Below are 18,976 nucleotides of genomic sequence, written 5' to 3'. Positions count from 1 at the left end.
CGGCTTACCAGCCGGCGGCCGCCTTGATCAGTTCAAACACGCGGGTGTTGTCGATGGTGCCGCCGAAGCGCGCGGCGCCGGCGCCGATCGCGCCGAGGTACACATCGGTGCCGCTGTGGGTCTCGTAGCCGGGTTCGGTGCGCACCACCGCCTCCTGGCGGTAATCGTCCGCGCTCACCTGGGCGTCGGTCAGGTGCGGCGCGGCGCCACGGCTGCCCTGCACGCGTTTTTCGCCATTGCCGAAACCGATGATGGTAAATGGCGCGCCATCGGCATCGAGCTTGATCTCGTTGTTATCGACGCGGCGCATCAAACCCAGCACGCCCGGTTGGGACGGCGTGGTCTTGCCGGTGCGGGGCGCGTAGCCGTTCAGGAGCAGCGAATGATCGTGATCGGCGGTGGCCACGATCAGCGTGTTCTTCAGGTCCGGATCGATGCTGCGCATCTGCGCGATGGCCGCCTTGAGGGTATTGTCGAAAACGACCGTCTCCTGCAGGGCGCGGCGCGCGTTCGAGTTATGCAGCGCCAGGTCGATCATGCCACCCTCGACGACCAGGAAGAAGCCTTTCGGATTGTTCGCCAGGATGGCGATGGCCTTGCCGGCCATGTCGGGCAGGCCCGGCTCCTTGGCCGCATCGCGCATCGAATCGAAGCTCATGTCGTGCGGAGTGAACAAGCCGACCAGCGGCTGGGTGGACGTGCTGTCGACCGCCTTGAGCTGGGCGCTGTCGGCGACCGCGCGATAGCCCTGCGCGGCCAGTTCGGCCAGCAGGTCGCGCCCGTCGCTGCGCTTGCCGCCCTTGGCCGTGGTGGTGAAATGGGCGCTGCCGCCGCCGAGCAGCACATCGAGCCCGCGCGCGCCGAGGGCCGCGTTGTAGCCGGCGCCGCCCGGAACCAGGGCGGCGGCGATATCGTTCTCCATGGCGCGATGGCACACGTGCGAAAAGACCGCGCCCGGGGTGGCATCGGTGACGCGGGTGGTGGTGACCACGCCGACCGACATGCCGCGCTGCCTGGCCAGTTCGGCCAGGGTGGCGACGGGGCGGCCACCGGCGCAGCGGCCGGCCAGCTTGTTGCCGGCGGCGTCAAGGGCGGGCGCGGCGGCGGCCGTATCGGTGCTCATCGACAGCACATTGTTATTGACCTTCACGCCGGTCATATAGGCCGACATGGACGCGGCGCTGTCGGTGACCTGGGCGTCGTTGGAAAAGGTCTTGATGAAGGCCGATTCGGGCAAGGTATCGAGGGTCAGCTCGCCATCCTCGCCGACGGCGTAGATGCGGGCAGCGGTCAGGGTATTGATGCCCATGCCATCGCCGAGGAAGAAGATGATGTTTTTCGCTGGCGCGTGGGTGATGGCCGGGGCCGTGGCCGGCGGCTGGACGCTGGCGCATCCCGCCAAGACCGCCAGCGCGGACGCTGCGGCAAGAAGAGTCAATCGCATGTGCACTTTCGTGAGCTCGGAGAAAAAAAGCAGTCTACACCGCCGGCCACCGCCGTGCCTAACCGGGGTCAGCGCATTACTGGCCCCACTCGCCAAAATCTCCTACACCCGGCATCGAGCCTCCTACACGGCATCGAGCCTCCTACAACCGGGGTCTGACCTCTGATTAGAAATCTTTCCCGCATCCTACAACCGGGGTCAGAGCTCTGATTAGAAATTTTTCCGGTGCGTCAGCAGGGGATGGCGTTTGTCATTTGCCCATCCACTTGTGCAGCAGGCGTTTTTTGAGGGCCGCGCGTTCGTGCGGGTTCTGTCCCCTGCGCTCGGCGCCCCACTCCGCCCACTCCACCTGCTCCCTCAGAGGACGGTAAATATGACCGTCCTTATCCATCGCCCATACGTTACTGACCTCACGTTCCAGCACAGACAGATGGGCTTCCAGGCCATCGGGCAAGGCGCAGGCCAGCGCTTGGCGTTCCCGGGTACGGAAGCGGCGATGCCAGGTCTTCTTGTCCCAGCGCTCACTGCTCGATATACAGAGGCCCTTGATGGGCTTTTGGCGACGGCTACGGCTCAAGATTGGGCAGTCCTCAATGTAGGATTTAGAGTGTCAGGCAGGCAAACCAGGGCTGCCCTTGCTGCGCCAGCCGCTGGTTTTGCAATTAATTTCGAATCAGAGGTCAGACCCCGGTTGTAGGGGGACTCCGCGTTTTTAGCTAGGAAATTTCCACTTTTCCCAGGCGGCGAGCACTGAGTTGGGGTAGGCGGGCTTGCCGCGGCTGCCGTTGTAGCGGCCCAGCGCCAGGTAAGTGTTGCCATTCTCCATGTCGAGGTACATGCGCAAGATCGAGCAGCCGTAGCGCAAGTTCGTTTGCATGTGGAACAGCTTGCTGCGGTCGCTGTCGCCGATCACGTTGGTCCAGAACGGCATCACTTGCATGTAGCCGCGCGCGCCCACCATCGAGACGGCATACTTGCGGTACGCCGATTCGACCTGGATCAGCCCCAGCACCATCCCCGTATCGAGCCCGGCACGGTTCGATTCGTACCAGACCGATTGCAGGAATTCGAGCCGCACCTGGTCGTCCGGCAGCTTGCGCTTGAGCCGGTCCGACATCGCCGCCAGCCATTGCTGGTAGCGCGCCCGCCCCGCCTCGTCGCGAAACACGGGCTGCGGCGGATGCGTGTCCTTGATCGCGTTCGACAGCGCCAGCCGCACCGAGTCGGCCATCGCTTCCTCTTTCTGGTTGCCAGCCCAGGCCGACCAGGAACACAGCAGCCCCGCCGCCAGCGCCAACTGCGCCAGCGTATTGACAATCACCGACGCGCTCACTGGCTCAATTTGCCTTTGATGAACTCGACCATGCCGGCCACCGGCACGGCGGTCGCCTCGGCATCGCGCCGGCCCTGGTATTCGAGGTTGCCTTCCTTCAGGCCACGCTCGCCGATCACCACGCGGTGCGGCACGCCGATCAGTTCCCAGTCGGCGAACATGGCGCCCGGACGCAGCCCGCGGTCGTCGACGATGACGTCCACCCCGGCCGCCTGCAAGGCCGCGTACAGGCTCTCGACTTCAGTCTTGACCATCTCGCTGCGGTCCATCCCCATCGGGCACAGGACCACTTCGAACGGCGCGATCGCGGCCGGCCAGATGATGCCCTTGTCGTCGAAGTTCTGCTCGATCGCCGCGCCCAAAATACGCGTCACGCCAATCCCGTAGCAGCCCATCTGCAGCGGCGCAGGCTTGCCGTTTTCGTCCAGAAAAGTCGCTTTCATGCTCTCGGAGTACGAGGTCCCGAGCTGGAACACGTGGCCGACTTCGATCCCGCGCTCGATCGCCAGCACGCCCTTGCCGTCCGGCGAAGCGTCGCCTTCGACCACGTTGCGCAGGTCGGCAACAAGCGCTTCCGGCAGGTCGCGCACCCAATTGGCGCCCGTGTAGTGGAAGCCTTCTTCATTGGCCCCGCAGACGAAATCGGCCATGTTGGCGACCGTGCGGTCGGCCACGATGGTGACCGGCTGCTTGGTGCCGATCGGACCCAGGTAGCCCGGGATGCTGCCGTAGCAGGCCAGGATTTCGGCTTCGGTGGCGAAGCGGTGCGTGGCCAGGCCAGCTACCTTGCCGACCTTGATCTCGTTCAGTTCATGGTCGCCGCGCAGCAGCAGCATCCAGTTTTCCAGCACCTGTTTGCCGGCGACTTCCTTCTCGACGGTCAGGGCGATGGTCTTGACGGTCTGCGACAGCGGCAGCTTGAGCATCTCGGCCACGCTCTCGCACTTGGTGGCACCCGGGGTGGCGGTCTTGGTCAGCGGTGCGGCGGCGGCGGCGCGCGCGGCGGCCTGCGGCAGCGCTTCGGCCGCTTCCATGTTGGCCGCGTAGTCGGAGGTCGGGCAGTAGACGATGGCGTCTTCGCCGGTGCTGGCGATGACGTGGAATTCGTGCGAGCCGGAGCCGCCGATGGCGCCGTTGTCGGCCGCCACCGCGCGGAATTTCAAGCCGAAGCGGTTGAAGATGGCGGTGTAGGCGTCGTACATGATCTGGTACGAGACCTTCATGCTCGCTTCGTCGCGGTCGAAGGAGTAGGCATCCTTCATCGTGAATTCACGCCCGCGCATCAGGCCGAAACGCGGACGGCGCTCGTCGCGGAACTTGGTCTGGATATGGTAAAAATTGAGCGGCAGCTGGCGGTAGGACTTGATCTCGGAGCGCACCACGTCGGTGATGACTTCTTCCGACGTCGGCTGGATCGCGTACTCGCGGCCGTGACGGTCTTTCACGCGCATCAGTTCCGGCCCCATCTTTTCCCAGCGCCCGGTTTCCTGCCACAGCTCGGCTGGCTGCACGAGCGGCATCAGCATTTCAATGCCGCCCGCCTTGTTCATTTCTTCACGAATAATCGCTTCGACCTTGCGGATCACGCGCAAGCCGGTCGGCATGTACGTATAGATGCCGGAGCCGAGGCGCTTGATCATTCCTGCGCGCATCATCAGCTGGTGACTGACGATTTCAGCGTCGGACGGTGCATCTTTTAAAGTTGAAATAAAAAAACGGGAGGCACGCATATCGGTGAATTCTTTTTAAAAAGAGAGGGTTATAATCAACCTAATTTTAAAGGATTAGCTGGCTGATGCGTCCAATCTTTATACAAATGGGCCCGTTTGACGCGGTTCCCGCCGTTTTCGTACCCCGAAAGCCTGGCGGGGGCCAGAATTTGTGGGTAAATATGTAAGAAGGACGCGCGCTGGCAGAAAGTTTCGAGGTGCACTATGCTCGACCGTGAAGGGTTCCGGCCCAACGTCGGCATCATCCTGCTGAACGCCCATAACGAGGTGTGGTGGGGCAAGCGGGTGCGCGAGCACTCGTGGCAGTTCCCGCAAGGGGGCATTAAATACGGTGAGACACCGGAACAGGCAATGTATCGCGAACTGGAGGAAGAGATTGGCTTGCGCCAGGAGCATGTGAAGATTGTGGGACGCACGCGCGACTGGCTGCGCTATGAAGTGCCCGACCATTTTATCAAGCGCGAGATTCGCGGCCACTACCGGGGGCAAAAGCAGATCTGGTTCCTGTTGCGCATGTGCGCGCGCGATAACGACGTCAACCTGCGCCTGACCGACCATCCGGAATTCGACGCCTGGCGCTGGCACGATTACTGGGTGCCGCTCGATGTGGTGATCGAGTTCAAGCGCGATGTCTACCAGCGCGCCCTGCAGGAATTATCGCGTTTCCTGACCTGGCCGGCCAACGGCGGCCATACGCACGAACGGCGCCACACGGCCCGTTACCTGCGCCAGCCGCACGCGCCGCGCCAGTCATCTCCGGAACAGCCCTGCGCTCCGGAAGCGGAGCTGGTACTGGTGCCGGGCAAGCAATAGCAGGTAATCGCAACACCCGACGGCGCTTCACGGCGCCGTTTTTTCGCCCTCGAAGTTGCACATAAGGCAAGCCAGCGCACCAGCATCGCACCCTTGCCCGCCCCGGGTCATTGGACGGACCGGGACGGCGCCGCGGCGATGGCGGTACAATGTGGCCTACCTCATTTGCCTGTCCCGCCAACCATGTTCACCCCCTCTTCCGACGATGTGCGCCGTTTTTTCTGCGAAGCCTACCGCAAGCAGCGCAGCGGCGAGATTCTCAGCCCGATGGACGCCATCGCCGCCGACTGGATCGTCCAGCACCCCGAATACGCCGATGTACTGTCCGACGCCGAGGCAGCCCTGGCGCGCGATTACTCGGTCGATGGCGGCCAGGCCAATCCCTTCCTGCACCTGTCGATGCACCTGTCGATCGCCGAGCAGGTGTCGATCGACCAGCCGCCCGGCATCCGCGCCGCATGCACTGCGCTGACCCAGCGCCTGGGGGCGCACGACGCCCATCACGAAATCATGGAATGCCTGGGCCAGATGATCTGGACCTCGCAGCGCAACGGCGTGCCGCCCGACAGCGTCGCCTACGTCGAGTGCGTACGCGCGCGTTGCGCGTGATGCCGGCGACGCGGGCGTAGCCATCATTTTGAGCAGCCCTTAACCTCAAAACCGTCATTCCTGCCATTGGCAGAAATGACTTCCCGCGCTGAGCCAGTGCGTCTCTATTTATAGTCAGCGGCCAGCGCCTCCCGCGCCGTCTGCTGCCCGCGCACCCACACCGTCACCACGCTGTCATACGCACTTACATCCTCCAGCGGCGAGGTTTTCATCAGCAGCAGGTTGGCCGCCTTGCCCACTTCGATCGATCCAAGTTCGGCATCGAGCTTGAAAGTGCGCGCATTGTTGATGGTGGCCGCCTTGAAGATCTGTGCCAGCGACAGACCGGCCGCGTGCAGCTGCTGCATCTCGCGGTAGCCGTTCAGGCCGGGCAGGTTGCCGTACGTCGGCGACGATGGCGTGTCCGAGCCGAACACGAAATTGGCATCCCGGCTGGCCAGATACGCCACCACCGCGCGCTGGCGCCGCAGCGGTCCTTCCATGCCCTGCATGACGGCGGCGTCGTCCTCCCCCTCGGTCACTTCGGGCTTGAACCACTGCCCTTGCGGCGTGGAAAACCAGGCCAGCAGCGACGCCGGCACCACCTTGCGCAGCGCCGGATCGTTCAGGTAGCCCGGTTCCACATAGGCGCGCAGTCCGTACAGCACCTGCATGGTCGGCTGAAAACCGGTGCGCCGCCCGGCGATCTGGTCGAGCAGCGCCTTGATCTGGTCCGGCAGGCCGGCCTGCCCGTTCAGCGCCCCCCAGTGCCACATGCCGTGCGCCAGCACGTCGGCCTTGCCGGCCACCGCGAACGACTGCGCCTCGAACGAATTGGCGTGGGTGACCAGGACCTTGCCGGCTTGCGTGGTGGCGGCCCGCACTTCGGCAAATTTGGCGGTGCTCATCACCGGCAGGTTGCGGTCGGCCCCAAACCCGCGTTCGAAGTGGGTCTTCACGCAAATGCCGCCAGCCTTGACCACCCGCGCCACGCCGGCGGCCACGGTGTGGGTGGATGGGGCGAATTCGGCCGGCACGGTGGTCGGCATGGCCGGATCGAACAGGAAATTACCAAAACTCTTGAAGCGCGTGTCCGGCGCCATGAACGACATCGGATAGCCGTTGGCCAGCACCAGCGCTTCACCGCAGTGGAATACGTCCGGATGCAGCGGCTCCTTGCGCAAGCGCTCGATCACGCCGTAGTCCGATACCGCCAGGTCGATCACGGTGGTAAAACCGTGATACAGGAAGGAACGCGGCATCTGGCGGAAGTAGTTTTGCGCCATGCTGTCGCCCGACGCGCCTTGCTCCATGCTCATGCCCGGCACGGCGTGCAGGTGCACATGGGAGTCGATCAGGCCCGGCGTGAGGTAATAACCCTTGCCGTCGACGGCTTTGGCGCCGCTCGGCGCGGCCCCGGACGGCCCGCGGTCGACCCGGGCGATGCGCCCGCCGTCGATCAGCACACTGCCCGTTTCGATGCGGTCGAGCTTTTCGGGCGAGACCAGCTTGACGTTGGAGATCCAGATCCGGTCGGCGCAAAAGGCCGGGTTGCACAACATCAGGGTGGCCAGGCAGGCCGGCAACAGGGTGCGTTTCATGAAAACTCCGTGGCTGTGAGTGAAGGGTGAATGGACCCATTTTCACGATTTAGCCCGGGAGAGTCGTCCCGGATGATGATTCGGCACCTGTTTCCGGGCCCGCGCCGGCACCGCCGCGCCGAAATTCGGACGGGGTCAGGCCGGTCTGCTTCTTGAAGGCGCGGTTCAAGGTCGTCTTGCTATTAAAGCCACACGCGAGCGCCAGGTCGAGGATGCTGACGCTGGTCTGGTCGGGCGCATGCAGCGCCAGTTTGAGCGCGTCGACCCGGTAGCGGTTCAGGTATTCCTGCAGGTTGACGCCGCAGGCATCGTTGATCAGCTGCGACAGTTCGTGCGGCGTCATGGCCAGCAGCGCGGCCAGTTGGTCCAGCGTCAGTTCACCGTTGCGGTAAACCTGGCCGACTTCCATGCACCGTTTCAGTGCATCGAGAAAGCTGGCGCGGTCCGGCTCCGACAGGCGTTTGTTGGCGTAGCGCGGCGCGGGTTCAGGCAAGGTGGCGGGCATCGCCAGTTGCTCGCGGTAGCCGAGCGGCAGGCGGATCGCCAGGAACGCGGTCGCATACACAAAACAGGCCAGCGCGATGGCGCCCAGCGCATCCGACGACAGCGGCAGCGCGATGTCGAGCAATTCGATGCCGAAGGCGGCCACGCTGCCGGCCGCGCCAAGCACCCAGATTTTGGTCAGGCGTGCCAGGCCGGCGGCCAGCGGACCGCTTGCCGCGCCGCGAATCAGGCGGTAGCTGGCCACCACATACCAGATGAATAGCAGCGTTTTCACCAGCACCGACACGCCGATATACCACGGCAGCATCGGGCGGCTCTGCATCCAGGCCAGCTTGGCCGCCGCGCTTTGCAGGTAAAACGGCAGCATGGCGGCCGTCGCCAGCAAAAACGGCGCCCCGTGGAGCCAGTCGCGCGCGCGCAGGCGCTGCCCGGTCAGGACGCTGCGCAGATATAAATACAGCAGCGGCCCGCTCAGCAAACCGATGGTGGCAATCGCCAGGGCGCTGTGCGGATACGTTGTATACAGGCGGTTGATGCCGAGCCAGGCATGGCCGATGACGGCCACGCTCCCCAGCAGCAGGGCGGCCAGCAGCCGGTTGGCTCCGCGCAGCTCGGCCTGGCGCGCCGCCAGCAGGGCAAGCGCGAGGAACACGCCCTGCCCCATGGCCAGCAGCAGGAGTAGCGAGAGCGCGGTTTGCGTCATGGGTTCAGGCCAGTTTGAAGAGGGCAAAAACAAAGCGCCTCCCACCTTCCCGGCGAGGAGAAGATGGAAGGCGCCTTGGTGACAGCGTCGGTATTGCCGGTGCGGTTTAGCGCTTCAGGACCAGGTCCGATGGAAGGCTGTGCAGGTAAGCGGCGATATCGGCCATGTCCTGGTTGGACAAGTCGGCGACATTGCTGGCCATGCTAGGGTTGTTACGGCCGTTCGGGCCATCGCCACGCTTGTAGGCGATCAGCGCGTGCTTGAGGTAATCGGCGTGCTGGCCTGCCAGGCGCGGGTAGATCTCGTTGGTCGGCTTGTTGAAATCGGCGCCGTGGCACGATGCGCAGGTGCGCTTCTTGACCAGGGCTTCGCCGTTGGCGATATTGCCGCCGGCGGTGGCGCTCAGGGAAACAGCGCCGCAGAACAGGGCGATCATCAGTTTTTTCATGGCTCTGTCCTTATTTTTTCTGCTGCGAATAGTAGGCAGCGGCGTCGGCAATGTCCTGGTCGGACATGCTGCCCGCGATACCGCGCATCGAAGGGTGCTTGCGCTCGCCCTTCTTGTAGGCGTTCAGCGCGTTTTCGATGTACTTGGCCGACTGGCCGCCAATCATCGGCACCGAATAGACTTCAGGGAAAGTCGCTTTGTAACCGGGGATGCCGTGGCAGCCGATACATTGTTCAACTTTTGCAGCCTTGGCGTTTCCAACGATGTCCGCTGCGGCGGACACGTTCGCGACGCAGGCGAGCACGAGGAGTGCGATGAATTTTTTCATGGTGGCGAGGGTAAGTGATAATCGGGTATCGCACGTGCAAAATTATTATGTTTTGCACTATCAACCTGAGATTTTAACCGAAGTGAAGTGACCCGTCCACTTTCACGGTGTTGCAGTGCCACCCTTCCGGTTCTGGCATATACTCCAAATAATTCCACTTTTGACCAGACACGCACATGCACGCATCGCATTCGCAGGCGCACCGCTTCCAGGGTTCGGACAGTTACGTCGCCACCGCCGACCTGAAACTGGCAGTCAACGCCGCACTCACCTTGCAGCGTCCCTTGCTGATCAAGGGCGAGCCGGGGACCGGCAAAACCATGCTGGCCGAAGAAGTCGCCGCCGCGCTGAACATGCCGCTGATGCAGTGGCATATCAAGTCCACCACCAAGGCCCAGCAAGGCCTGTACGAGTACGACGCGGTGTCGCGCCTGCGCGATTCCCAGCTCGGCGACGAGCGTGTGCGCGACATCCACAACTACATCGTCAAGGGCGTGCTGTGGCAAGCCTTTACCGCGCCCGAGCCGGTGGTGCTGCTGATCGACGAAATCGACAAGGCCGACATCGAGTTCCCCAACGACCTGCTGCGCGAACTTGACCGCATGGAGTTCTACGTCTACGAGACGCGCGAAATGGTCGTGGCCAAGCACCGTCCCCTGGTGATCATCACCTCGAACAATGAAAAAGAGCTGCCGGACGCGTTCTTGCGGCGCTGCTTCTTCCATTACATCAAATTCCCCGACAAGGACACGATGGAGCAGATCGTCAAGGTGCACTACCCGACCTTGAAACAGGACTTGCTGGCGCAGGCGCTGCAAAGCTTCTATGAAGTGCGCGACGTGCCGGGCCTGAAGAAAAAGCCCTCGACTTCCGAATTCCTCGACTGGCTCAAGCTGCTGCTGGCCGAAGACATCCCGGCCGAAGCGCTGCGCAGCCAGGATGCCAAGGCCATCGTGCCGCCGCTGCACGGCGCCCTGCTCAAGAACGAGCAGGACGTGCACCTGTTCGAGCGCCTGGTGTATATGTCGCGGACCAACCGCTGATGATCCAGGTCGACGCCCTCACCCTCGAATTCAACGGTGTGCGCCTCGAGCCGCTCTCGCTCGCGCACGCGGACGGCCTGCGCGCGGCCGCCAGCGACGGCGAACTGTGGAACATCCGGGTCACCTCGGTGCCGGAACCGCACAACGTGGAACAGTACATCCGCAACGCCCTCGAGATGCCCGACCGGCTGGCGTTCGCCGTGATCGACGCCTCCAGCGGCGTGGTGATGGGCTCGACCAGCTACCACGACATCCTGCCCAAGGTCGACCGGCTCGAAATCGGCTGGACCTGGTATGCCAAAAGCCGCCAGCGCAGCCACGTCAACACCAGCTGCAAACTGCTGCTGCTCTCGCACGCCTTCGATACGCTCGGCTGCGCGGTGGTGGGCCTGCGCACCGATAACTTCAATCACGCCTCGCAGGCCGCCATCGAGCGCCTTGGCGCCAAAAAAGATGGCGTGATCCGCCACGGCGCCCTGCGCCGCGACGGCACCGTGCGCGATACCGTCATGTACAGCATCGTGCGCGGCGAATGGCCCGAGATCAAATCGCAGCTGCATTACCAGCTGCAGCGCGCGGGAGCTTGAGGTGCTGATCGACTTCTTCTTTACGCTCAAGGATGCCAAGATCCCGGTCACGATCAAGGAATTCCTCACGCTGCTCGAAGCGATGGAGCGCAACGTCGCCGGCGCCTCGATGGATGACTTCTATTATGTATCGCGCCTGACCCTGGTCAAGGATGAAGCGCACTACGACAAGTTCGACCGCGCCTTTGCCCAGTACTTCAAGGGCATCAACGCCGCCTTCGAGACGAATGCCGCCATTCCGCTCGACTGGCTGGTCAAGCGCATGGAGCGCGAACTGTCGGACGAGCAGAAACGCCAGCTCGAAAAATTCGGCTACGACAAGCTGATGGACCGCCTGAACGAACTGCTCAAGGAACAGAAGGAGCGCCACGAAGGCGGCAGCAAGTGGATCGGCACCGGCGGCACCTCGCCGTTCGGGAACGGCGGCACCAATCCGGAGGGCGTGCGCATCGGCGGCAAAGGCGGCAACCGTACCGCGGTCAAGGTGTGGGAACAGCGCGCCTACCGCGACTACGACGCCGAACGCGAACTGGGCACGCGCAACATCAAGGTCGCGCTGCGGCGCCTGCGCAAGTTCGCGCGCGAAGGCGCCGAAGATGAACTGGCGCTCGACGCCACCATCCAGGCCACCGCCAACAACGCCGGCTACCTCGATATCAAGATGCGGCCGGAGCGCCGCAACAAGGTCAAGGTGCTGATGCTGCTCGATGTGGGCGGCTCGATGGACGACCATATCGAACGCACCGAGGAACTGTTCTCGGCGGCGAAGACCGAATTCAAGAACATGGAGTTCTTCTATTTCCATAACTGCGTCTACGACTACCTGTGGAAGAACAACCGGCGCCGCAACGCTGAACGCTTTCCGACCTGGGATATCCTGCGCAAGTACCCGGCCGATACCAAGCTTATTTTTGTCGGCGACGCCACCATGAGCCCTTATGAAGTGCTCCATCCCGGCGGCTCGGTCGAATACAACAACGAAGAAGCCGGCGCCGCCTGGCTGGCGCGCTTCTGCACGGCGTTTCCCAAGTTCGCCTGGCTCAATCCCGAGCCCGAAGGCGTGTGGCAGTACCGCCAGTCGATTTCCGTGATCCGCCAGATCATGAGCAACCGCATGTTCCCGCTGACGATCGAAGGGCTGGAACGCGCCATGCGCACCCTGAGCAAATAAGGGGCACGCCAGCCTTTGCGGCGCTACCCGCCGCGCATGATTGTGATTTTGGCAACATTTTTCGTTATGCGGAATCGTGCGCGCGGCACGGTCTTGTAGAATCTTGCGGCACCCATCGACCCGATGGAACGAAAGGAATACATGCCCGATCTGCTGACGATCCTCACCAATCTCGCCTGGCCCGTTGCGATCTGTCTCGCGTGGATGGCCGGCGAATTCGGCAAGCGCTGGACCGGCCTGCCGCGCATCAGCTTCTACGGCATCGTCGGCTTCGCCCTCGCCAGCACCCAGACCGGCGTGCTGCCGCCCTCCGGCGCCGGCCCGGTCCTGGTCATGGCCGATATCGCCTTCGGCCTGATTCTGTTTGAACTGGGCTACCGCATCAACCTGCGCTGGCTGCGCACCAATCCCTGGTTCGGCATGGCCGCGCTGGTCGAAGCGCTGGGCACCTTCGTCGCCGTCTATTTCGTGGCCATGTGGTTCAACGTCAGCACCATGACCGCGCTGATGCTTGCCTCGCTCGCCATGTCCACCTCGCCCGCCACGGTGGTGCGCATCATCAATGAACAGCGCAGCTCCGGCCAGGTCACCGAACGCGTGCTGCACCTGTCCGCGATCAACTGCGTGCTGTCGGTATTTACGTTCAACGTCATCGTGGGCTTCTGGATCTTCCACAGTTCGTCCGACATCGGCGACGCCACGATCAACAGCCTGGTGGCGCTGTTGATGTCGGGCGTGGTCGGCGCCCTGTTCGGCGTGGTGGTGCCGGCGCTGCTGCGCCACCTGGGCAACCTGGCGCAGGACGCCACGGTCGGCTTTGCGCTGGCCGTCATCTTGCTCGTCTCGATCACCTATACCACCCAGCTCTCGCCGGTGGTGGCCACGCTCGCCTTCGGCCTGACGGCGCGCCACCGGCGCGTGGCCTTCAGCCAGGCGCAGCGCAATTTCGGCGCCCTCGGCGAGCTGCTCACGGTGCTGCTGTTCGTGTACGCCGCATCGACCCTGGAATGGCGCGAAGTGTTCGCCGGCGGCGCGCTGGCCGTGACGGTGGTGATCGTGCGCCTGGCCACCAAGACGCTCGGCGTGACGGTGTTCTCCAAGTTGTCCGGCATTTCGTGGCGCAAGGGTGCGCTGACCGGCCTGGCGCTGGCGCCCGTGTCGGTGTTCGTGATTTTGCTGCTCGAGCATGCGCGCCTGCGCGGGATCGACGTGCAGGAACTGCGCTCGATGGCCGCGGTGACCATGCTGCTCGAAGTATTCGGCCCCATCATCATCCAGCGCGCCCTGATCTGGGCCCGCGAAACCACGGAGGCCTGAGATGCCGCTTGAACCGTTTGCCCAGTCGAAGGCACTGACCTTTGGCGTGGAACTGGAGCTGCAACTGGTCAGCCTGTCGGACTTCGACCTGACCGCCGCCAGCCCGGACTTGCTGCACCTGCTGGCGCAAAAACCCTTCCCCGGGAATGTGACGCCCGAAATCGCCGAGAGCATGATCGAGATTAATTCGAGCGTGCATTCGAGCCACCTGCCGCTGCTGGCCGAACTGCTGGAGATTCGCGACATCCTGGTGGCCGCGGGCGACCGCCTCAATATCGGTTTGTGCGGCGGCGGCACGCATCCGTTCCAGCACTGGTCGGAGCAGAAGATCTTTCCCAAGCAGCGCTTCCAGGAACTGTCGTCCCTGTACGGCTACCTGGCCAAGCAGTTCACGGTGTTCGGGCAGCACGTGCACATCGGCTGCGCCTCGGGCGACGATGCGATGTTCCTGCTGCACTCGCTGAACCGGTATATTCCGCACTTTATCGCGCTGTCGGCGTCGTCGCCGTTCGTGCAGGGGCACGACAGCCTGTTCGATTCGGCGCGCCTCAATTCCGTGTTTGCGTTTCCGATGAGCGGGCGCGCGCCGTTCACATTGAGCTGGGACGAATTCGCAAATGTGTATTTCGCGAAGATGGAACGCACCGGCATCATCAAGAGCATGAAGGATTTTTACTGGGATGTGCGGCCCAAGCCGGAGTACGGGACCATCGAACTGCGCGTGTGCGACACGCCGCTGACGGTGGAACGGGCGGCCGCGCTGGCCGGGTATCTGCAAGCGCTGTGCCGGCATCTGCTGGAGCGGCGCGAAGAGCCGCCGGTGGAAGATGACTACCTGGTGTATAACTTCAACCGCTTCCAGGCGTGCCGGTTCGGGCTCGATGGGGCGATTACGCATCCCAAGACCTACGAGACGATGTCGCTGCGCGAGGATATCCTGACCACGCTGCGCAAGATGGAGCCGCATGGCGAGGCGCTCGGGAGCCTGGGCGCGCTGCGGCATCTGTCGACGGCGGCGCAGGAGGCGAGCGATGCGACGTATTTACGCAGGCAGTATGAGGAACAGGGAAGCGCGGAGGGGATGGTGAATGCGGCGATCCGGCGGTTCAGGGGCAAGCGCTAACAACCGCCGCTTTTGCTATATCCACCGCCAAACCTGCCGCACCAACCACCGTCGTTCCTGGCACTGCCAGAAACGACTTCCCGCGCTGGCGGGAACCCACTTTTGTTCCGTAGTCGTCGGCTGAGCGGCGGACTTGGGTTCCCGCCTGCGCGGGAACGACGGGGACGGCTAGAGCCGCGTCTCGCGCGCCGCCCGCAAGAATTCATCCAGAATCGGCGTGCAATCCAATAAATCCACCCCGCCGGCCCGGTGAAACTCCGGGTGCCACTGCAATCCCATCACAAAATTCGCCCTTTGATAGCGGATCGCTTCGATGATCCCATCCGGGTCCGACATCGCCTCGACCAGGATATCGCGCCCCAGGTCCTTGACCGCCTGGTGGTGAATCGAATTGACCACCGGCCGCCGCACATCGGGGAACATGCGCCCCAGCGACGACCCCGAGGGAAAAATCACCTTGTGCCGGTGCGCGTCGTAATCGCTGTGCACGTGCGCGTGCGCCGCCGGCACATTGGTCGCCACATCCTGGTACAAGGTGCCGCCGAACGCCACGTTGATCAACTGGCAGCCGCGGCAAATCCCCAGCACCGGCTTGCCCGCATCGACGAATTCGTGCAGCAGTTCGAGTTCGTACACGTCGCGCGCGCGGTCGCCGCTCCACTCGGGCCGGGTGGGGCTTTCCGAATACGTCTGCGGCGACACGTCGGCCCCGCCCTGCAGCACCAGGCCGTCCAGATGGCGCGCGTAATGGCGCAAGGTGATATTGCTCGGATGGAGAAGGCCGTTGGTATTAACCGTCGGGATCATAAATACCAGCACATCGCGCGACATCACCCACTGCGCGATCGACTCTTCCAGGTATTGCAGGTTCTTGCTGCGCAGCCCAGTGGACCCGGGCTCCGGATGAAAAATCCGCGCCGAGACGCCAATGCGCAGGGTGCGGCGCATGAAATCGCGCCCGATCCTGTCGCGCAGGTTGCGCCAGCGTGAAGCCAGCACGCGGCGCGCCAGCGCCAGCGGCGTGTCGCTGTCCTTATGGTAGCGCGGCAGCGCGTCGGAACGGCGGTCGGGCACGCGCGCGGCATGGGCGCCATCCTTGTCCTGGTCGGGAGCCGGAGCAGGATCAGGAACTGGAACTGGAACAGCGCTTGGCTGCAAGGACTTGTCGGTATCGGGCATGCCTTAAATATAGCGCTCCCATGCAAGCGCACGATTCAAAGTTGTAACAAAATTGTGACCGGCACGCACTCAGGGCGGCAGCGACAGCAGCTTCTTGAGCGCCGAGACCAGGTGGCGGTCGGCCATCGGCTTGTCGAGCAGGCCGCGCACGCCGGCCGTGCGCGCACGCGCCGTGTCGTAGCCCGAGGCCTGGTTCACCAGCAGCACCACGGCGATGCGGTCGGCGCCTTCCTGCTGTTTAATTTCGCTGCACAGCGCATACGGATCGATGCCAGGGGTCGAGGTATTGATCATCACCACCGACACCGGCGTCTCCGCGCACAGGCGCACGGCCGCCGCCGCGCTCTCGGTCCACTCCACCGACACCTGGTGCGCCGACAGCAGCCGCGCCACATGGTCGCGCAGCGCGCCGCGCTTGTCGACGATCAGCACCGCGCCGTTCGGCGCCACACGCCGCATCTTGACGAAATCGAGCGGATCGGTGATGTCGAGATCGAGGCGGATGCGGCGGCGCCGCTCGTGCACCGGCGGTGCCTCGGGCGCCAGCATGCCGGTCAGCGCGTCGGCGCGCTTGCGCCCCATGTCGGTGAGCAGCTTGAACATCTGGAACATGTCGAGCGGCCGCGCCAGCTGGGCGCAGGGAAACTCCATCCCGGCCGAGCCGATCACCAGAGCGGGACGGGTCAGGTCCGGCTGCCACGCCAGCAAGGCGGCCAGGGCGCTCAGGTCGTCGCCGTTGGCAATGACCAGGTCCGGATCTTGCAAACTATCGCCGAGCAAGCAAGAATACGACGGCCCGTCGCGCGGGGGATGCGCGAGCGCCGTCCCCAGCTCGGATCCCTCGGCGGAAGGAAAGCCCAACAGGCGAACGCTCAGTAATTGCCTTTTTGCATGCATTTTTGCTAACTTATGGAATGTTTCTATACACACTTCTTGGTGTGCGTACAAATCTAACCACAATCGCCCGGGCTGGCAAGCACATTCATCCAAGTCAATTTATCTCCTTTTCCGTCCGACAAGATAGAATGCGCAGGCATCCGCATAAAGAACTTAGACATGGCCACCAAAAAACCTGCATCCGACTACAGCGAATCCTCCATCCGGGTCCTCAAGGGACTCGAACCCGTCAAACAGCGTCCGGGCATGTACACCCGCACGGAAAATCCGCTGCACATCATCCAGGAAGTTATCGACAACGCCTCCGATGAAGCGCTCGGCGGGCATTGCAAGAACATCGGCGTGACGGTCAACGTGGACGGCTCGATCACGGTCGAAGACGACGGCCGCGGCATTCCGGTCGGCCTGCATCCCGAAGAAAACGTGCCGACGGTGGAAATCGTCTTCACGCGCCTGCACGCGGGCGGCAAATTCGACAAGGGTTCGGGCGGCGCTTACGCCTTCTCGGGTGGCTTGCACGGGGTTGGCGTCTCGGTCACCAATGCGCTCTCCTCGCGCCTGGAAATCACGGTCTGGCGCAAGGAAGACAACGGCAACGGCCTGCACAAGATGGCCTTCGCCGACGGCGACGTGATCGAGCCGCTGGCATCGATCCCGGCGCCGCGCGACGGCAAGAAGAGCGGCACCCGCGTGTGCGCCTGGCCGAACCCCAAGTATTTCGACTCGCCCGCGATTTCGCAGGTCGAGCTTGCGCGCCTGCTGCGCTCCAAGGCGGTGCTGCTGCCCGGCGTGACGGTCACGCTCACCATCGCCAAGACGGGCGACGTGACGACCTGGAAGTACGACGAAGGCTTGCGCGGCTACCTCAATGAAATGCTGGCCCAAGGCACCAGCGGCGAAACCCTGATTCCGGTGTTCGAAGGCGCCCAGTACTCGAACGGCGAAACCGACGGCTTTGCCGAAGGCGAAGGCGCGGCCTGGGTGGTGGCGTGGACCGAAGAAGGCGCGGTGGTGCGCGAATCGTACGTCAACCTGATTCCCACCTCGAACGGCGGCACCCACGAATCGGGCTTGCGCGACGGCCTGTATGGCGCGGTCAAGAGTTTTGTGGAGATGCATTCGCTGCTTCCGAAAGGCGTGAAACTGCTGCCGGAAGACGTGTTCGCGCGCGTCTCCTTCGTGCTGTCGGCCAAAGTGCTCGATCCGCAGTTCCAGGGCCAGATCAAGGAACGCCTCAACTCGCGCGACGCGGTGCGGCTGGTCTCGACCTTCGCCAAGCCGCCGCTCGAACTGTGGCTCAACCAGCACGTCGAGTACGGCCGCAAGCTGGCCGAACTGGTGATCCGCCAGGCCCAGTCGCGTCTGCGTTCGCTGCAAAAAGTCGAAAAGAAAAAGTCTTCCGGCGTGGCGGTTCTGCCCGGCAAGCTGACCGATTGCGAATCGAGCGACATCGCGCGCAACGAACTGTTCCTGGTCGAGGGCGACTCGGCGGGCGGTTCGGCCAAGATGGGACGCGACAAGGAATTCCAGGCCATCCTGCCGCTGCGCGGCAAGGTGCTCAACTCCTGGGAAACCGACCGCGACCGCTTGTTCGCCAACAATGAAATCCACGACATCGCGGTGGCGATCGGGGTCGACCCGCACAGCGTGGGCGACACGCCCGACCTGTCGGGCCTGCGCTACGGCAAGATCTGCATCCTCTCGGATGCGGACGTGGACGGCTCGCACATCCAGGTATTGCTGCTGACCCTGTTCTTCAAGCACTTCCCGGCCCTGTTCGCGCCCGGTCACATTTGCGTGGCGCGCCCGCCGCTGTACCGGGTCGACGCTCCGGCGCGCGGCAAGAAGCCGATCCAGAAGCTGTACGCGCTCGACGATGGCGAACTGGTGGCGATCCAGGACAAGCTGCTGAAAGAAGGCTTGAAGGAAGGCAGCTGGAGCATTTCGCGCTTCAAGGGCCTGGGCGAGATGAACGCAGAACAGTTGTGGGAAACCACGATGAACCCGGACACGCGGCGGTTGCTGCCGGTATCGCTGGGCGACTTCAGCCACATCGATGCTTCGGCGCGCTTCAACATGCTGATGGGCAAAGGCGAAGCCGCGGCCCGCCGCGCCTGGATCGAAGAGCACGGCAACGAAACTGAAGCCGACATCTGATTTGTTACAA

18 protein-coding genes are annotated in these 18,976 nt (G+C 63.5%); 8 read left to right on the top strand and 10 right to left on the bottom strand.

Annotation, left to right across the window (positions count from 1 at the left end):
- Positions 1-4 precede the first annotated feature (4 nt).
- The 4 genes from PO883_RS05705 to PO883_RS05690 all read right to left on the bottom strand — a co-directional run bounded on the left by PO883_RS05705 (position 5) and on the right by PO883_RS05690 (position 4,507).
- Complete coding sequence (locus PO883_RS05705) at positions 5-1,444, bottom strand: alkaline phosphatase (RefSeq protein WP_289308870.1); 1,440 nt, start codon at positions 1,442-1,444, stop codon at positions 5-7.
- A 250-nt stretch (positions 1,445-1,694) separates the two neighbouring features.
- On the bottom strand, positions 1,695-2,021 hold the full coding sequence (locus PO883_RS05700) for a hypothetical protein (RefSeq protein WP_289308869.1): 327 nt from the start codon (positions 2,019-2,021) through the stop codon (positions 1,695-1,697).
- Between the two features lie 135 nt (positions 2,022-2,156).
- A complete protein-coding gene (locus PO883_RS05695; protein ID WP_370662681.1) occupies positions 2,157-2,765 on the bottom strand; it encodes a lytic transglycosylase domain-containing protein in 609 nt (202 codons plus the stop codon).
- Positions 2,766-2,773: 8 nt separating this feature from the next.
- Entirely contained in the window at positions 2,774-4,507 is a 1,734-nt protein-coding gene (locus PO883_RS05690; RefSeq protein ID WP_289308868.1) for a proline--tRNA ligase, read from the bottom strand.
- Positions 4,508-4,711: 204 nt separating this feature from the next.
- Between PO883_RS05690 and PO883_RS05685 the strand changes: the two genes are divergently transcribed.
- Both PO883_RS05685 and PO883_RS05680 read left to right on the top strand, forming a co-directional pair.
- Positions 4,712-5,320, top strand: a complete 609-nt coding sequence (locus tag PO883_RS05685) for an RNA pyrophosphohydrolase (protein ID WP_289308867.1) — start codon at positions 4,712-4,714, stop codon at positions 5,318-5,320.
- A 183-nt stretch (positions 5,321-5,503) separates the two neighbouring features.
- A complete protein-coding gene (locus tag PO883_RS05680; RefSeq protein WP_054268428.1) occupies positions 5,504-5,929 on the top strand; it encodes a DUF1841 family protein in 426 nt (141 codons plus the stop codon).
- Between the two features lie 104 nt (positions 5,930-6,033).
- Here PO883_RS05680 and PO883_RS05675 read toward each other — a convergent pair whose 3' ends face one another.
- The 4 genes from PO883_RS05675 to PO883_RS05660 all read right to left on the bottom strand — a co-directional run bounded on the left by PO883_RS05675 (position 6,034) and on the right by PO883_RS05660 (position 9,492).
- Positions 6,034-7,509: an amidohydrolase family protein gene (locus tag PO883_RS05675; protein WP_289308866.1), complete on the bottom strand. Its 1,476-nt coding sequence runs from the start codon at positions 7,507-7,509 to the stop codon at positions 6,034-6,036.
- Between the two features lie 49 nt (positions 7,510-7,558).
- Positions 7,559-8,716: an AraC family transcriptional regulator gene (locus tag PO883_RS05670; RefSeq protein WP_289308865.1), complete on the bottom strand. Its 1,158-nt coding sequence runs from the start codon at positions 8,714-8,716 to the stop codon at positions 7,559-7,561.
- 106 nt (positions 8,717-8,822) lie between these two features.
- Complete coding sequence (locus PO883_RS05665) at positions 8,823-9,164, bottom strand: cytochrome c (RefSeq protein ID WP_289308864.1); 342 nt, start codon at positions 9,162-9,164, stop codon at positions 8,823-8,825.
- A gap of 10 nt (positions 9,165-9,174) precedes the next feature.
- Positions 9,175-9,492, bottom strand: a complete 318-nt coding sequence (locus tag PO883_RS05660) for a cytochrome c (protein ID WP_289308863.1) — start codon at positions 9,490-9,492, stop codon at positions 9,175-9,177.
- A gap of 176 nt (positions 9,493-9,668) precedes the next feature.
- Here PO883_RS05660 and PO883_RS05655 point away from each other — a divergent pair, with 176 nt between their 5' ends.
- The 5 genes from PO883_RS05655 (at position 9,669) to PO883_RS05635 (ending at position 14,733) form a co-directional block, all read left to right on the top strand.
- Complete coding sequence (locus PO883_RS05655) at positions 9,669-10,535, top strand: MoxR family ATPase (protein WP_054268423.1); 867 nt, start codon at positions 9,669-9,671, stop codon at positions 10,533-10,535.
- Complete coding sequence (locus tag PO883_RS05650; RefSeq protein ID WP_289308862.1) at positions 10,535-11,122, top strand: GNAT family N-acetyltransferase; 588 nt, start codon at positions 10,535-10,537, stop codon at positions 11,120-11,122. The genes PO883_RS05655 and PO883_RS05650 overlap by 1 nt, the downstream gene beginning before the upstream one ends.
- A 1-nt stretch (position 11,123) precedes the next feature.
- The gene (locus PO883_RS05645) at positions 11,124-12,293 is read left to right on the top strand and encodes a VWA domain-containing protein (RefSeq protein WP_289308861.1); all 1,170 of its coding nucleotides are present in this window, start codon (positions 11,124-11,126) and stop codon (positions 12,291-12,293) included.
- Positions 12,294-12,434: 141 nt separating this feature from the next.
- Positions 12,435-13,610 (top strand): cation:proton antiporter, encoded by a 1,176-nt coding sequence (locus PO883_RS05640; RefSeq protein WP_289308860.1) that lies wholly within the window; start codon positions 12,435-12,437, stop codon positions 13,608-13,610.
- Between the two features lies 1 nt (position 13,611).
- Positions 13,612-14,733, top strand: a complete 1,122-nt coding sequence (locus PO883_RS05635; RefSeq protein WP_289308859.1) for a YbdK family carboxylate-amine ligase — start codon at positions 13,612-13,614, stop codon at positions 14,731-14,733.
- 168 nt (positions 14,734-14,901) lie between these two features.
- Here the strand turns inward: PO883_RS05635 and PO883_RS05630 are convergent, their stop codons facing one another.
- Positions 14,902-15,912, bottom strand: a complete 1,011-nt coding sequence (locus tag PO883_RS05630; protein WP_289308858.1) for a gamma-glutamyl-gamma-aminobutyrate hydrolase family protein — start codon at positions 15,910-15,912, stop codon at positions 14,902-14,904.
- Between the two features lie 69 nt (positions 15,913-15,981).
- Positions 15,982-16,677 (bottom strand): two-component system response regulator, encoded by a 696-nt coding sequence (locus PO883_RS05625; RefSeq protein WP_289308857.1) that lies wholly within the window; start codon positions 16,675-16,677, stop codon positions 15,982-15,984.
- Positions 16,678-16,968: 291 nt separating this feature from the next.
- On the opposite strand from PO883_RS05625, the gene PO883_RS05620 reads away from it, so the two are divergent.
- Complete coding sequence (locus PO883_RS05620; RefSeq protein WP_289308856.1) at positions 16,969-18,966, top strand: DNA topoisomerase IV subunit B; 1,998 nt, start codon at positions 16,969-16,971, stop codon at positions 18,964-18,966.
- Positions 18,967-18,976: the final 10 nt, after the last annotated feature.

Source organism: Massilia sp. DJPM01, assembly GCF_030348125.1.
Lineage (GTDB): Bacteria > Pseudomonadota > Gammaproteobacteria > Burkholderiales > Burkholderiaceae_D > Telluria_A > Telluria_A frigida.
Note: the sequence above shows the minus strand (reverse complement) of the source record. Positions and strands in the feature narration are given on the sequence as shown.